13 protein-coding genes are annotated in these 15,304 nt (G+C 31.4%); 11 read left to right on the top strand and 2 right to left on the bottom strand.

Translation table 11 applies throughout. The features are described from left to right. Positions 1-8: 8 nt before the first annotated feature. From hisA to hisIE, 4 genes are all read left to right on the top strand, one after another. Positions 9-734, top strand: a complete 726-nt coding sequence (hisA, locus tag HGB55_RS13295; RefSeq protein ID WP_168817380.1) for a 1-(5-phosphoribosyl)-5-[(5-phosphoribosylamino)methylideneamino]imidazole-4-carboxamide isomerase — start codon at positions 9-11, stop codon at positions 732-734. A gap of 48 nt (positions 735-782) precedes the next feature. Next, entirely contained in the window at positions 783-1,061 is a 279-nt protein-coding gene (locus HGB55_RS13290; RefSeq protein ID WP_168817379.1) for a GIY-YIG nuclease family protein, read from the top strand. A gap of 40 nt (positions 1,062-1,101) precedes the next feature. Then, positions 1,102-1,857, top strand: coding sequence for an imidazole glycerol phosphate synthase subunit HisF (hisF, locus tag HGB55_RS13285; protein ID WP_168817378.1), 756 nt, complete (start codon positions 1,102-1,104; stop codon positions 1,855-1,857). Between the two features lie 189 nt (positions 1,858-2,046). Continuing rightward, positions 2,047-2,643, top strand: coding sequence for a bifunctional phosphoribosyl-AMP cyclohydrolase/phosphoribosyl-ATP diphosphatase HisIE (hisIE, locus tag HGB55_RS13280; protein ID WP_168817377.1), 597 nt, complete (start codon positions 2,047-2,049; stop codon positions 2,641-2,643). A 75-nt stretch (positions 2,644-2,718) separates the two neighbouring features. Here hisIE and HGB55_RS13275 read toward each other — a convergent pair whose 3' ends face one another. Then, positions 2,719-3,186 (bottom strand): hypothetical protein, encoded by a 468-nt coding sequence (locus tag HGB55_RS13275; protein ID WP_168817376.1) that lies wholly within the window; start codon positions 3,184-3,186, stop codon positions 2,719-2,721. A gap of 125 nt (positions 3,187-3,311) precedes the next feature. On the opposite strand from HGB55_RS13275, the gene HGB55_RS13270 reads away from it, so the two are divergent. Next, positions 3,312-3,989: a DUF2461 domain-containing protein gene (locus HGB55_RS13270; RefSeq protein WP_168817375.1), complete on the top strand. Its 678-nt coding sequence runs from the start codon at positions 3,312-3,314 to the stop codon at positions 3,987-3,989. Positions 3,990-4,115: 126 nt separating this feature from the next. Here HGB55_RS13270 and HGB55_RS13265 read toward each other — a convergent pair whose 3' ends face one another. Then, on the bottom strand, positions 4,116-5,324 hold the full coding sequence (locus HGB55_RS13265; RefSeq protein ID WP_168817374.1) for an RsmB/NOP family class I SAM-dependent RNA methyltransferase: 1,209 nt from the start codon (positions 5,322-5,324) through the stop codon (positions 4,116-4,118). A gap of 104 nt (positions 5,325-5,428) precedes the next feature. Between HGB55_RS13265 and recG the strand changes: the two genes are divergently transcribed. The 6 genes from recG to guaB all read left to right on the top strand — a co-directional run bounded on the left by recG (position 5,429) and on the right by guaB (position 14,855). Next, complete coding sequence (gene recG / locus HGB55_RS13260; protein WP_168817373.1) at positions 5,429-7,534, top strand: ATP-dependent DNA helicase RecG; 2,106 nt, start codon at positions 5,429-5,431, stop codon at positions 7,532-7,534. A gap of 222 nt (positions 7,535-7,756) precedes the next feature. Next, positions 7,757-10,183, top strand: coding sequence for a phenylalanine--tRNA ligase subunit beta (pheT, locus tag HGB55_RS13255; protein WP_168817372.1), 2,427 nt, complete (start codon positions 7,757-7,759; stop codon positions 10,181-10,183). 165 nt (positions 10,184-10,348) lie between these two features. After that, positions 10,349-11,383, top strand: a complete 1,035-nt coding sequence (locus HGB55_RS13250; protein ID WP_168817371.1) for a quinone-dependent dihydroorotate dehydrogenase — start codon at positions 10,349-10,351, stop codon at positions 11,381-11,383. A 223-nt stretch (positions 11,384-11,606) separates the two neighbouring features. After that, complete coding sequence (locus HGB55_RS13245; RefSeq protein WP_168817370.1) at positions 11,607-12,224, top strand: LysE family translocator; 618 nt, start codon at positions 11,607-11,609, stop codon at positions 12,222-12,224. A gap of 24 nt (positions 12,225-12,248) precedes the next feature. Then, positions 12,249-13,109 carry a hydroxymethylglutaryl-CoA lyase gene (locus HGB55_RS13240; protein WP_168817369.1) on the top strand — a complete coding sequence of 287 codons (861 nt, stop codon included), beginning with the start codon at positions 12,249-12,251 and terminating at the stop codon, positions 13,107-13,109. Between the two features lie 276 nt (positions 13,110-13,385). Beyond that, the gene (gene guaB, locus HGB55_RS13235; RefSeq protein WP_168817368.1) at positions 13,386-14,855 is read left to right on the top strand and encodes an IMP dehydrogenase; all 1,470 of its coding nucleotides are present in this window, start codon (positions 13,386-13,388) and stop codon (positions 14,853-14,855) included. The last annotated feature ends 449 nt before the right edge of the window (positions 14,856-15,304 follow it).

Below are 15,304 nucleotides of genomic sequence, written 5' to 3'. Positions count from 1 at the left end.
CAATACTAATGAGAATTATACCGGCAATTGATATTATAAACGGTAAATGTGTACGTCTTTCAAAAGGTGATTATGCTACCAAAAAAATATACAATGAAAATCCGCTAGAAGTAGCTAAAATGTTTGAAGATTACGGAGTTCAATGTTTACATTTAGTAGATTTAGATGGCGCAAAAGCGAGTCATATTGTAAATTATAAAGTATTGGAAACCATTGCTTCAAATACCAAATTATCAATAGATTTTGGTGGAGGTTTAAAGTCGGAAGAGGATTTGAAAATAGCTTTTGAAAGTGGCGCTAATCAAATCACAGGAGGAAGTATTGCTGTTAAAAATCCGCAGATATTTAAAAGCTGGTTGCAAAAATACGGTTCGGAAAAAATAATTTTGGGTGCTGATGCTAACAATGAAAAAGTTGCTGTAAGTGGTTGGTTAGAAGAAAGTGAAGAGGAATTAATCCCTTTTATTCAAAATTATGAAAAAGAAGGTGTCAAATATGTTATTTGTACTGATATTGCTAAAGACGGAATGTTGGAAGGGCCATCGTTTAAATTGTATCAAAGAATAATAGAAGAAGCACCAAATATAAAATTAATAGCCTCGGGAGGTATTTCAACTTTTGATGAACTACCAAAATTAGCCAAAATGGGTTGTGAAGCTACTATTGTTGGAAAAGCCATTTATGAACATAAAATTAGTATGAAAGATATTGAAAAATTTATTTTAAATAATTAAAATGAGATTCTCGTCATTCTGAACTTGTTTCAGAATCACATAAATATTATGAAAAAGAGTTTTGTTTATATAATGACAAATAAATACAGGACAACATTTTATATTGGAGTAACTTCAAATTTAATAGAGAGAGTTCAAAAACATAGTTTAAGAGAAGGTTCTGTATTCACAACTAAATATAATCTTAGTGATCTAGTTTATTTTGAGGAATTTTCTGAAATACAACAAGCAATATTAAGAGAGAAACAATTAAAAAATTGGCATCACAAGTGGAAAATAAATTTAATAAAACAAATGAATCCTACATTAAAAACATTGGATTTATAAAAATTATGAGACCCTGAAACAAGTTCAGGGTGACGAAACTATGTTAACAAAAAGAATTATACCCTGTTTAGATATTAAAAACGGAAGAACTGTAAAAGGTGTAAATTTTGTTGATTTACGCGATGCCGGTGATCCGGTAGAATTGGCAGCGATGTATGCTAAAAATGGTGCTGATGAATTGGTGTTTTTGGATATATCAGCAACTGAAGAAAAGCGTAAAACATTGGCAGAATTGGTAATGCACGTAGCTGAAAAGGTAAACATTCCTTTTACTGTTGGTGGCGGAATTTCATCGGTAGAAGATGTAGAAATATTATTAAATTCTGGAGCCGATAAAGTGTCAATTAATTCTTCCGCAGTAAAAAATCCGCAATTAATTAATACTTTAGCATCCAAATTTGGCAGTCAGTGTGTGGTTGTTGCTATTGATGCAAAACAAATAAATGGAGAATGGTTTGTGCATTTGGTTGGCGGAAAAGTACCTACTGAAATTAAACTGTTTGATTGGGCAAAAGAAGTGGAGCAACGTGGTGCAGGTGAAATTTTATTTACCTCAATGAATCATGACGGTACCAAAAATGGCTTTGCAAATAAAGCGTTGGCTAAGTTAAGTAAAATGGTAAATATTCCAATAATTGCTTCCGGTGGAGCAGGAACTATGCAACATTTTACAGATGCTTTTATTGAAGGAAAAGCAGATGCAGCTTTAGCGGCAAGTGTTTTTCATTTTAATGAAATTGATATTATAGATTTAAAAAAAGAACTTAAAAATAAAAATATACCTGTTCGGTTATAAATTTTAGCGTCAACCTGAACCTGTATGCCGATAGGCAGGCTTGTTTAGTTCCGTTGAATCTTCGATTTCAGGTTCACATTATGATGAGATTCTGAAATTGAAGATTCACAAATTCCTTAAAATTAAATAATAAAGGGATGAGTAAATGAGTTTAGAATGACAAATTTTTATCGATAATAAAATATAATTATGAAAATAGACTTTACTAAAAATAAAGATGGTTTAATACCTGCCATTATTCAAGATGTTAATACCAAAAATGTATTAATGTTAGGTTTTATGAACCAAGAAGCTTACGAAAAAACTGTTGAATTAAAAAAAGCTACTTTTTATAGTCGAACTAAAAAAAGACTATGGACTAAAGGTGAGGAAAGTGGTAATTTTTTAAATGTAGTTTCTATAAAAAATGATTGTGATAACGATACGTTATTAATTCAGGTAAATCCGTTAGGTATGACGTGTCATAAAGGAACCGATACGTGTTGGGGAGAAGAGAATAATCAAACATATGGTTTTTTAACAGAATTGGAAGATGTTATTAAGCTTCGAAAAAAATCGGCTAATCCGGAAAATAGCTATGTAGCATCCTTATTTGCCAGAGGAGTTAATAGAATTGCTCAAAAAGTTGGAGAAGAAGCTGTTGAAACTGTTATTGAAGCTATGGACACTAATGATGAGTTATTTTTAAATGAAAGTGCCGATTTGTTATTTCACTATTTGATTTTATTACAGGCAAAAGGGTTTACATTACAGGATATTGTTAATATTTTAGAAGGAAGACATTAATTAATGAGATTCAAATCCTCAAAGTCTTAAAGTATAATAGAAAATAATAATATTCCAGAACAAATAATTATAAAACTATTCAGAAAAAAGAGTTTTGTAAAAAGGTGTTCTTTTAATAATCCACTTATTGGAAAAAGATATATTGGTATACCAAAGTAAAAATCCTGAAATAAAAAGAATAAGAATAGGTCTTACAATATCAAGACCGGATAACTCTATGAAATTTACTAAAAAAAAGTGATGTATAAATAAAGGTACAAATGCAACTAATGATATTCTAAATAAAAAAATAGCATCTTTTTTTCTAAACAGAAGAGATAAACTACCCAAAAAGCCGGTAAGAATAAAAATTCCAAATAGAATTGTTACTAAAAAATAGGTTTTTTCAAAATAATTTTGTTCAGCTTTCGTAAGTGAATTAAAAAGGTCATCAATCATAAATAGTTTACATGAAAAATATATAAGACCAACACTATACCAAATTGAAGCGGCAATACTTATTAACCAAAAAGAAACGGGTGGTTTGTTTATTGAATTTTTCATAATACAAGGGGTTAATCCATTAATAAACTTTAACTTAAGTACTCTTAAATTTAACTAAAATTCAGTAAAAAAGCAAATGGATAACTCACAAATTTTTGTATTTTAGAATTCAAAATAAAATAAAAATGAATTCGATATCAGCAACAGCGTTAAGCTTTCTAAATGAATTAAAAGAAAACAACAATCGCGATTGGTTTAATGCCAATAAACCTGCTTTTCAAAAAGAATATAACAATGTAAAAAGTTTTTTCGATACAGTAATGTCTCACTTAAAAATGCACGATGATATTGAACGTTTAAAAATGTATCGAATATACCGTGATATTCGTTTTTCAGCAGATAAAACACCTTATAAAACATATTTTTCAGGAAATTTTGTGAGAGCAACTAATCGTTTAAGAGGAGGTTATTATTTAGAAATAAGTCCAAATGGGAATAGTTTTTTAGCCGGTGGTTTTTGGGCTCCAAATAAAGAGGATTTATTTAGAATTAGAAAAGAATTTGAAATTGATACTTCAGAAATTAGAGAGATTGTTAAAGCAGAAAAATTTGTCAAACATTTTGGCAGGTTAAAAGGTGAAGCTTTAAAAACAGCACCAAGAGGTTTTGATAAAGAGCATCCGGACTTAGATTTAATTAGAATGAAACAATATATTGTGGTAAGGGAGTTTACGGATAAAGAAGTTGTATCTCCTAATTTTTTAAATGAAATTGATGCTTCTTTTAAAGCGATGCGCCCATTTTTTGATTATATGAGCGAAGTACTTACCACCGATTTGAATGGTGTTTCAATTATAGATTGATAGAAGCATCAATCTTACTACGTTCACTGAGCGGAGTCGAAGTGAAAAGATTCATTTTAATTGATTACTTCAAAATTAAAATTTCTCGTAATGACGACGATTTTACTATGATAAAAAAACAGCTTTTTAACTATTACGTTTTAATAAAGCCATATAAAAACCATCAAAACCAGATTTGTAAGCTGAAACTTTGTTTTCTTTTTCCAATTCAAATTCAGGATGATTTGCTATAAATTTTTGTACTTGGTTCTCATTTTCTGAAGGTAAAACAGAGCAAGTAGCATATACTAATTTTCCGCCTTTTTTAACCAATTGTGAGTAATTTTCCAGTATTTCTGCTTGGGTTTTAATAATGTTTTCTACAAATTCAGGTTGTAATTTCCACTTACTGTCCGGATTGCGTTTTAAAACACCTATTCCACTGCAAGGTGCATCAATTAAAACTCTATCGGCGGTATTTTTCATTTTTTTCATTACTTTAGGTGAATCAATAACTTTGGTAGTTACATTATGCACATTATTTCTACGAGTTCTTATTTTTAGCTTTTTTAATTTACTTTCGTAAATATCACACGCAATAATTTGCCCTTTGTTTTCCATTAAAGAGGCTAAATGCAATGTTTTACCACCAGCACCAGCGCAAGTATCTATCACACGCATACCGGGCTTAACTTCTAGATATTCAGCAACTAACTGAGAAGATGCATCTTGCACTTCAAATAAACCGTCTTTAAAACTTTGTGTAACAAAAACATTAGCACGTTCAACTAATTTTAAAGCATTTTCATATCCATCAACAAAAACTGTTTCAATGCCTTCATCAGCTAATTTTTTTTGTAATGAAAGTTTGTTGGTTTTGAGTGTATTTGTTCGTAAAATAACTTCAGCTTGTTGGTTTAACGCATGGATTTCTTTAGTCCAATGTTCTTCACCTAATTCTTTTACTGCCAATTCATCCATCCAATCCGGAATAGATTCTTTAAAAACACGTATTTTTTGAAGTTCATCAAATTTACCTTTAATTCTTCTTTCAGGTACTCCTTGAAGTTGATTCCAATCAGGTAATTTATATCCTTTTAAAATAGCTAGTACAGCAAAATTTTTCCAAATATTTTCATGGGTATAATGCGATTTAGTTCCGGCAATTTCGTTGTATAAACGCTTCCATCTAACCATTTCATAAATAGTTTCAGCAACAAACTTTCTGTCTCTTGCACCCCAACGTTTATCGCGTTTTAAAGCTTTTTCAACAACTTTATCGGCATATTCTCCTTCATTAAAAATAAGTTTTATTGAATCTACTACAGTAAAAACTAAATTGCGGTGTAACCTCATATCTATTAAAAATTTAAGATTGCAAAGATACGTAATTAGTTTAGATGAAATAGTTAATTGTTTATTGCTGTTTGAATTATTACCTTCGTATTTTTATAAAATAAATGCCAATAAATAATTTAAATACTTCAATCTCGTATCTTAAAGGAGTTGGTCCCAGTAGAGCAGATTTACTAAAAAAAGAACTAGGTATCCATACGTTTGGCGATTTGGTGAACTTTTTTCCGAATAGGTATTTAGACAGAACACAGTTTTTTAAAATAAATCAAATACAACAAAATACTTCCGAAATTCAGATTATTGGTAAGATAACCGATATTAGAACAGTTCAACAAAAAAAAGGAAGTAGATTGGTAGCAACTTTTATTGATGAAACCGGAACTATGGAACTGGTTTGGTTTAGAGGCGTTAAATGGATTAAAGAGTCACTTAAAATAAATACTCCTTATGTAATTTTTGGAAAAACCAATTATTTTAACGGGTTATATACAATGCCTCATCCTGAAATGGAATTGGTAGCAGATTATAAAAAAAGTTTGAGAACAGCCATGCAACCGGTTTATCCTTCTACTGAAAAACTTACCAATAAAGGAATATCAAATAGGGTTGTTTCAAAAATCATTCAAAATTTATTTGAAGATTTACAAGGTAATTTTCAGGAAACATTACCAAATTCAATACTGGAAAAATTAAAGTTGATTTCTAAAAAAGAAGCGTTGTTGAATATTCATTTTCCGAAAAAACAAGAATTATTAACCAAAGCACAAATACGTTTAAAGTTTGAAGAGTTGTTTTTTATTCAGCTGCAACTAATCAAAAAGAAACTTATCAGAAAATCTAAAATTAAAGGGTATAATTTTGAAAAAGTAGGGAAGTATTTTAACGAATTTTATAAACAACATCTTCCTTTCGATCTAACAAATGCACAAAAAAAGGTAATTAAAGAAATTAGAAAAGATTTAGGTTCTAATGCTCAAATGAACAGATTGTTGCAAGGTGATGTTGGTTCCGGAAAAACCATTGTTGCATTATTAACCTTATTAATTGCGTTAGACAATGGTTTTCAGGCGGCATTTATGGCTCCAACCGAAATTTTGGCAACGCAACATTATAACTCTATAGTTGAATTACTTGATGGTATGAACGTTACTGTTAAACTTTTAACAGGTTCCACAAAAACAAAAGAAAGAAAATTACTGCACGAACAATTACAATCGGGTGAATTGCAAATTTTAATAGGTACTCATGCCTTAATTGAAGATAAAGTGCAATTTAAAAATTTAGGAATTGCCATCATAGATGAGCAACATCGTTTTGGAGTTGAACAACGCGCTAAAATGTGGAAAAAGAACGAATTACCACCTCATATCTTGGTAATGACCGCAACTCCAATTCCTCGAACTTTAGCAATGAGTGTGTATGGCGATTTAGACATTTCTGTTATTGATGAATTACCTCCGGGAAGAAAAGAAGTTAAAACAGCACACAGATATGACGCAAATAGATTATCTGTTTTTAAATTTTTGAAAGAAGAAATAGCTAAAGGAAGGCAAGTTTATGTGGTTTATCCACTCATAAACGAGTCTGAAGCAATGGATTATAAAGATTTGATGGACGGTTACGAGAGCATTACACGCGAATTTCCAAAGCCGAAATACCAGGTTAGTATTGTTCATGGTAAAATGAAAGCTGAAGATAAAGATTTTGAAATGCAGCGTTTTCAAAAAGGCGAAACTCAAATAATGGTTGCAACTACAGTTATTGAAGTGGGCGTAAATATACCAAATGCAAGTGTAATGGTTATTGAAAGTGCCGAGCGTTTTGGCTTGTCGCAATTACATCAATTGAGGGGGAGAGTTGGACGTGGAGCAGATCAAAGTTATTGTATTTTAATGACGAGTTTTAAATTGTCGAGTGACGCTAAAATTCGATTAAATACGATGGTTGATACAAGTGACGGCTTTAAAATTGCTGAAGTCGATTTAAAATTACGTGGTCCGGGTAATTTAATGGGAACACAGCAAAGCGGTGTGTTAAATTTACGAATTGCAGATATTATTAAAGATTCTCAATTATTAAAAACTGCCCGAAGCATAGCTATGGATTTATTATCTGTAGATCCTAATTTAAGTTTACCTGAAAATAAGCATACAAAACATGCATTTTTAGAAATTAGTAAAAACAGTACAATTTGGGCCAATATTAGTTGATTTTAGAAGAAGGTTAAAAGTTTCAAAGTTTCAAAGGCTCAAAGGTTCAAAGTTGCAAAGTCAAAAATCAAAAAGCGAAAGTTGTGGAGGTTAATACAGAATCTTTGATTTAAGTGTATAATCCATCATTTTAGAATTTCGTTATCAAAAAAATAGTTACAGCTATAAGTATACTGAATAGTATTTTTTATCTTTGCAACTTGTAAAAAATAAAATCAAAACATGAAAATATCATACAATTGGTTAAAGCAATTTTTAAAAGTTGATTGGGAAGCTGAAAAAACAGGAGAATTGTTGACCGATTTAGGTCTTGAAGTTGAAGGAATTGAAACTGTTGAATCTGTAAAAGGTAGTTTGGAAGGCATTGTAATTGGTAAAGTTTTAACGTGTGTACAACATCCAAATGCTGATAGATTAAAAGTAACAACTGTTGATTTAGGGAATGGAGAACCTGTTCAAATTGTATGTGGCGCACCAAACGTAGCTGTTGGGCAAACGGTTCCTGTAGCAACAATTGGCACTACATTGTATGATGATAAAGGTGAAGGTTTTGTAATAAAAAAAGGTAAAATTAGAGGAGAAGAAAGCCATGGAATGATTTGTGCCGAAGATGAATTAGGTTTAGGAACAAGTCATGATGGAATTATGGTGTTAGATGATGCTTTAGTAGCAGGTACTGCTGCAGCAAAAGTTTTCAATATAGAAAAAGATGAAGTTTTTGAAATTGGTTTAACGCCAAATAGAGCTGATGGAATGAGCCATTATGGAGTTGCACGTGATTTACGTGCAGGATTAATGCAACAAAATGTTTCTTTAGAATTAATTTCTCCTTCAGTCAGTGATTTTCATGTAGATGACAGAACCTTAAAATTTGATGTTGTTGTAGATGATACAGAAAAAGCGCCAAGATATGTAGGTGTTACCATATCAGATATTACAGTTAAAGATTCGCCGGAATGGATTCAAAACAGACTAAAAGCAATAGGTTTAACGCCAATTAATAATATTGTTGATGTAACTAATTATGTATTACACGAATTGGGTCAGCCATTACACGCTTTTGATGCTGCTAAAGTTAAAGGGAATAAAGTAATTGTTAAAACATTACCAACCGGAACAAAATTCACAACACTTGATGGAATTGAACGCGAATTACATGAAGAAGATTTAATGATATGTAATGGAAATGAAGAACCAATGTGTATTGCCGGTGTTTTTGGTGGCATAGAATCTGGTGTAACAAATAATACAACATCCATATTTTTAGAAAGCGCCTATTTTAGCCCTGTTTCAATTAGAAAAACAGCAAAAAGACATGGTTTAAATACCGATGCTTCTTTTAGATTTGAAAGAGGAATTGATCCAAACTTTACAAAATATGCCTTAAAAAGAGCTGCAAATTTAATTTTGGAAGTAGCCGGAGGTAAAGTTTCATCAGAAATTGTAGATATGTATCCTACAAAAATTGAAGATCATCAAGTTTATTTATCGTACGAAAAAATGAATAGATTGATTGGTGCTGAAATTCCTAAAGAAACAGTAAAAAATATTTTAGCTTCATTAGATATTAAATTTAACAGTGTAACCGAAGGCGGAATTGGTTTAACCATTCCTTCATACAGAGTAGATGTAACCAGAGAAGCTGACGTTATTGAAGAAATTTTAAGAGTTTACGGTTATAACAATGTTGAATTTTCTCATAAATTAAATACTTCTATTTCTTTTTCAGAATTTAATGAAGTAAAGGTTGAAAATATTGTTGCCAATCAATTAATCTCTCAAGGTTTTAATGAAACTATGGCAAATTCGCTTACCAAAGCCGAATATGTTTCGTTATCAGAAATGCTGAATGAAGAAAATAACGTAGCAATGCTTAATCCGTTGAGTAACGATTTAGGTGTTATGCGTCAGTCGTTGTTATTCAGTGGTTTAGAGTCTGTTATTTATAATATAAACAGAAAGAACAATTCATTAAAATTCTTTGAATTTGGTAAAACATACCACAAATTTGAAAGTGGTTACAGTGAGCAAAAGCACTTAACATTATTTGTAACAGGCAACCGAACTAAAGAAAGCTGGAATATTGCTCAAAAGCCGTCAGATTTCTTTTATTTAAAAGGAATTGTTACAATTTTATTGCAACGTTTAGGAATTCAAAATTTAAAAACCACACCAACAAAAAATGATGTGTTTTCTGAAGGAATTACATTGAGTTTAGGAAAAATTAAGTTGGTAGATTTAGGTGTTGTTAAACGTGCTGTTTTAAAAGAATTTGGCATAAAACAAGAAGTTTTGTTTGCCGATTTTAACTGGGAAAATGTGTTAAAAGTAGGAGGTAAGTCCCAGGTTAAAATTTCTGAATTACCTAAATTTCCTGCTGTAAAACGCGACTTTGCGTTAATGCTGGATAAAGAAATTACGTTTACCGAAATTTATAATTTAGCATTTCAGGCAGAGAAAAATTTATTGAAAGAAGTAGATTTATTTGATGTTTATGAAGGAAGTAAACTGGAAAAAGGTAAAAAATCGTATGCTGTAAGTTTTTTATTACAAGATGAAAAGCAAACGTTAACCGACAAGCAGATAGATAAAATAATGCAAAAGCTTCAAAACACATTTGAAAAAAATGTTGGAGCCACCTTAAGATAATACATTTAATATTTACGTCAAGCTGAATTTATTTCAGTTTCACATCTATATAAGAAAGCAATATTTTGAGATTCTGAAATCAAAGATTCAGCGTAGCTAAACAAGTTCAGAAGGACGAGTATTGTTTTCTTGTTTATTTTTATAATTTTGCACAAACATAACTCTATGTATAAAAGTATAATTCGCCCTTTATTCTTTCTGTTCGATCCTGAGAAAATTCATCATTTTACATTTGCAGCCATAAAAATTGTTTCCAAAATACCCGGAATACCTTCAATTTTTAGGGCATTATTTAAAGTGAAAGATAAAAAACTAGAGCGTAACTTATTTGGATTAACATTTGAAAATCCGGTTGGTTTAGCTGCCGGTTTCGACAAAAATGCTGTTTTGTATAATGAATTAGCCGATTTTGGTTTTGGTTTTATAGAAATTGGAACAGTTACGCCGAAAGCTCAATCCGGCAATCCTAAAAAAAGAATATTCAGGTTAATTGAAGATAACGGCATTATTAACCGAATGGGATTTAACAATAATGGTATTGATGCCGCAATAGAGCAGTTAAAAAAGAATAAAAGTAAGATTGTTATTGGGGGAAATATTGGTAAAAATACAGCTACTATGCCAGATAGTTATACCGATGATTATTTGGAATGTTTTAAGGCATTACATCCGTATGTAGATTATTTTGTGCTGAATGTTAGTTGCCCAAATGTTGGAAGCCACGAGAAGTTAACGGATAAAGATTATTTATTTGAATTAATATCAGCAGTAAAAAAAGAAAATGAAACATTCGAGTTTCCAAAACCTATTTTATTAAAAATTGCACCGGATCTAAATACAATTCAATTGGATGAAATTATTGAACTTGTAACTGAAACTAAAATAGATGGTGTTATTGCTACCAATACATCAATTACAAGAGAAGACTTAAAAGTTTCTAAAAGTGAATTAGAGAAAATTGGAAATGGAGGTTTAAGCGGAATTCCTATAAAGGAAAAAAGTACAGAGGTTATAAAGTATTTATCAGAAAAATCTAACAAAGCTTTTCCAATAATTGGTGTTGGAGGTATTCATAGTGGAGAAGATGCAATTGAAAAACTTAATGCCGGAGCAGATTTGGTTCAAATTTATACCGGATTTATTTTTGAAGGTCCAATGCTAATCAAAAAAATTAATAAAGCTATTTTAGCACAGATGTAGAAATTGTCATTCGCTATGAGGGTTTATTTCGTCATTACGAGGAGTAGGTCATTGAGCGGAGTCGAAATGTAACGACGTTGTAATCTTTTCTTATGAAACAGATTGCTTCATTATCATTCGCTATGACGGTTTATTTCGTCATTACGAGGAGTTTTTTACGACGAAGTAATCTTAATAAATAGAAAGATTTCTTCATTATTATTTATATTGATAACCAAACTAGATGAATTACGAAATATTAATATCGTTTATAGGAGCTTCTATGCTACTTACCATAATGCCCGGACCGGATATTATTTATGTATTGGTTCAAAGCATTACCAACGGTAAAAAATATGGTGTTGCAACTGCCTTAGGTTTAGCTTCAGGAATATTAATTCATACAACGTTGGTTGCTTTTGGTGTTTCAGCAATTATAAAGCAATCTCAGTGGCTGTTTTTTGCCATAAAATTATTTGGAGCCTTGTATTTATTGTATTTGGCATATCTTACATTTAAATCTGATGAAGAGGTTTTACTCAATACCAAAGTTCAAAAAAAAGGATTGTTAAAACTGTATAAACAAGGATTTATAATGAATGTTTTAAACCCTAAAGTTTCTATTTTCTTTTTAGCATTTTTTCCCGGATTTTTATACAGTACAACACAAAATACCACACTTCAATTTTATATATTAGGTGCTTTATTTATGCTTCAAACTATACTTATTTTTTCAGGTGTGGCTATTTTATCGGGTAATTTAGCTGAGTATTTAAAAGAACACCCAAAATTCAATACTCAAATAAAATGGTTTAAAATTTTAGTATTTGTAAGCATAGCAATCTTTATTCTGTTTTCTTAATTGGTTTTGTATATTTGAACAAGTATGAAACAAGTGAAACTCATAGAATGTCCGCGCGATGCCATGCAAGGCATAAAAACACATTTTATCCCCACAAAAGCAAAGGCACAATATATAAATGCTTTGTTAAGGGTTGGTTTTGATACCATTGATTTTGGAAGTTTTGTTTCGCCTAAAGCAATTCCGCAAATGAGTGATACTGCAGAGGTTTTATCCTTGTTAGATTTATCTAAAACAGAGAGTAAATTACTAGCAATTGTAGCTAATGTTCGTGGAGCAAATGATGCTTCACAATTTGAAGAAATTAGTTATTTGGGGTATCCTTTTTCTATTTCTGAAATTTTTCAAATGCGTAATACCGGTAAAACTATTGCAGAATCGGTTATAGTTTTAGATGAAATTTTAAATATTGCTCAAAAAACAAATAAAGAAGTAGTTGCTTATCTGTCTATGGGTTTTGGAAACCCTTATGGCGACCCTTGGAATGTTGAAATTGTTGGCGATTGGACTGAAAAATTGGCAGCTATGGGTGTAAAAATTTTATCATTATCCGATACTATTGGAAGCTCAACTCCTGAAATTATTTCATATTTATTTTCAAATTTAATCGCAAAATATTCTAATATTGAATTTGGAGCACATTTACACACAACTCCTTCAACTTGGTACGAAAAGGTTGATGCTGCTTTTAAATCGGGTTGTAATAGGTTTGATGGAGCCATAAAAGGTTATGGTGGTTGTCCAATGGCAAAGGATGAACTTACAGGTAATATGCCTGCAGAAAAATTAATTTCTTATTTTAATCAGCAAAAGGCAATTACCAATATCAATGCAATGAGTTTCGAAAGTGCCTATAATGAAGCTCTAAAAATTTTTAACATTTAAACAATTTTATTTCTTTAATTAAAATTACTTCTGTACTTTTGTTTAAAATAAGTCTAAATAAAAATAGTATAAGAAAATACATACATTTATTACAAATAAAAAGAGTGGGGTTACGTTTTAATATTTATTTATTTCTATGTTAGCCCCATTTCTTTGTAATTTATATAAAGGCTTGTTTTTAAAAAAAACAAATTTTACCTTGTTCTTAAAATAACTTAGTTTATTAAATTAAAAAGTGTAAATTTGCCTGCAATTAATTTCTAAGTTGATTGCATTATGATTTCAGACTCTTCAAAATTCGTAGGAGAAGGATTAACCTACGACGACGTATTACTAATTCCGGCATTTTCAGAAGTTTTACCACGCGAGGTAAGCATACAAACCAAATTCAGTAAAAACATTACTTTAAATGTACCAATTGTTTCAGCAGCAATGGATACAGTAACAGAATCGGATATGGCTATCGCCATGGCTCGTTCTGGTGGTATAGGTGTTTTGCATAAAAACATGTCTATTGAAAAGCAGGCATCCGAAGTAAAAAAAGTAAAACGATCTGAATCAGGGATGATTTTGGAGCCTATTACTGTTACTAAAGAAGAAACTGTTTTTGTTGCCAAAAACTTAATGAGAGAATACGGTATTGGAGGAATACCTGTTGTTGATACTAAAGGTAAGTTAATAGGAATTATTACCAACAGAGATTTACGTTTTGAAAATGACAATACACGTAAAATTGAAGAAGTAATGACTTCAGAAAACTTAGTTACGGTTTCTGAAGGTACATCGCTTAAACAAGCTGAAATTATTTTACAAGACAATAAAATTGAAAAACTACCGGTTGTTGATGCCGATTATAAATTGGTAGGTTTAATTACTTTTAGAGATATTATTAAAGTGCGTGAAAATCCTAATGCAAATAAAGATACTTACGGGCGTTTGCGCGTTGCTGCAGCCATTGGTGTAACATCTGATGCTTTTGTTAGAGCAGAAGCCTTAATTAAAGTGGGTGTTGATGCTTTAATAATTGATACGGCTCACGGACATACAAAAGGCGTTGTAAATGTTTTAAAAGAAATTAAAAAAGCATTTCCTAATACTGATGTTGTTGTTGGAAATATAGCTACCGGAGAAGCTGCTAAATATTTGGTAAAAGCTGGTGCCGATGCTGTTAAAGTTGGAATTGGCCCCGGTTCTATTTGTACAACTCGTGTTGTAGCCGGTGTAGGTTTTCCTCAATTATCGGCTATTTTAGAGGTCTCTAAAGCTATAAAAGGGTCAGGAGTTCCTGTAATTGCCGATGGTGGAATTAGATATACAGGTGATATTCCAAAAGCCATTGCTGCAGGTGCTGACAGTGTAATGTTAGGTTCGTTATTGGCCGGCACAAAAGAATCTCCGGGTGAAACCATTATTTTTGAAGGAAGAAAATTTAAATCGTATCGCGGAATGGGCTCTGTTGAAGCAATGAAAGAAGGTTCAAAAGACAGATATTTTCAAGATGTTGAAGATGATATTAAAAAGCTGGTTCCCGAAGGAATTGTTGGTAGAGTGCCTTATAAAGGTGAATTATCTGAAACTATGCATCAATTTATAGGCGGTTTGCGTGCCGGTATGGGCTATTGTGGTTCTAAAGATATTGAAACACAAAAAGAAGCTAAGTTTGTTAAAATTACCGCTGCCGGTATGCAAGAAAGCCATCCGCATAACGTAACAATTACAAAAGAAGCGCCAAATTATTCAAGATAATTTTAAAGTATTAATTAAGTCCGATTTAGAAAGGAGTCTGATAAGGGCGTTCCCTTTTAGGTCGGGCTTTCACTACTCGCTTTTTTATTGTTTTTACAATAAAAAGAGCTCAAACAAACCGTTCAATCCCTAACGCAGTGGCACAATTAAACTATCATTGCGAGCTTATACGAAGCAATTATAACACAAAAACAAACGTCATCCTGAACTTGATTCAGGATCTCACGAAATGTGAAACAGAGAATAAAAAGATGTTGAAATCAAAGATTCAGCGTAGCTAAACAAGCTGCCTGCCGAAGGAGAAACGAAGCAATCTCATTAATAAAGTAACAGATTACTTCGTCGTTACATTTCGACTCCGCTCAATGACCTACTCCTCGTAATGACGAAAAAACTAACCTTATTTTCAGAATAGTGAAGGTAAACACAGAAATTCAGGAATGCAAAGC

Origin of the sequence: Lutibacter sp. B1 (assembly GCF_012524075.1) — a bacterium.
GTDB lineage: Bacteria > Bacteroidota > Bacteroidia > Flavobacteriales > Flavobacteriaceae > Lutibacter.
The sequence above is the reverse complement of the archived record's forward strand: the minus strand, read 5'-3'. Positions and strand labels throughout refer to the sequence as shown.

Bases quoted from the DNA above. Each gene is read 5' to 3' on its own strand.
- HGB55_RS13250 (WP_168817371.1), top strand. From the start codon at position 10,349: ATGTATAAAAGTATAATTCGCCCTTTATTCTTTCTGTTCGATCCTGAG.
- pheT (WP_168817372.1), top strand. From the start codon at position 7,757: ATGAAAATATCATACAATTGGTTAAAGCAATTTTTAAAAGTTGATTGG.
- HGB55_RS13270 (WP_168817375.1), top strand. From the start codon at position 3,312: ATGAATTCGATATCAGCAACAGCGTTAAGCTTTCTAAATGAATTAAAA.
- HGB55_RS13265 (WP_168817374.1), bottom strand. From the start codon at position 5,324: ATGAGGTTACACCGCAATTTAGTTTTTACTGTAGTAGATTCAATAAAA.
- hisF (WP_168817378.1), top strand. From the start codon at position 1,102: ATGTTAACAAAAAGAATTATACCCTGTTTAGATATTAAAAACGGAAGA.
- guaB (WP_168817368.1), top strand. From the start codon at position 13,386: ATGATTTCAGACTCTTCAAAATTCGTAGGAGAAGGATTAACCTACGAC.
- recG (WP_168817373.1), top strand. From the start codon at position 5,429: ATGCCAATAAATAATTTAAATACTTCAATCTCGTATCTTAAAGGAGTT.
- HGB55_RS13245 (WP_168817370.1), top strand. From the start codon at position 11,607: ATGAATTACGAAATATTAATATCGTTTATAGGAGCTTCTATGCTACTT.
- hisA (WP_168817380.1), top strand. From the start codon at position 9: ATGAGAATTATACCGGCAATTGATATTATAAACGGTAAATGTGTACGT.
- hisIE (WP_168817377.1), top strand. From the start codon at position 2,047: ATGAAAATAGACTTTACTAAAAATAAAGATGGTTTAATACCTGCCATT.
- HGB55_RS13275 (WP_168817376.1), bottom strand. From the start codon at position 3,186: ATGAAAAATTCAATAAACAAACCACCCGTTTCTTTTTGGTTAATAAGT.
- HGB55_RS13290 (WP_168817379.1), top strand. From the start codon at position 783: ATGAAAAAGAGTTTTGTTTATATAATGACAAATAAATACAGGACAACA.
- HGB55_RS13240 (WP_168817369.1), top strand. From the start codon at position 12,249: ATGAAACAAGTGAAACTCATAGAATGTCCGCGCGATGCCATGCAAGGC.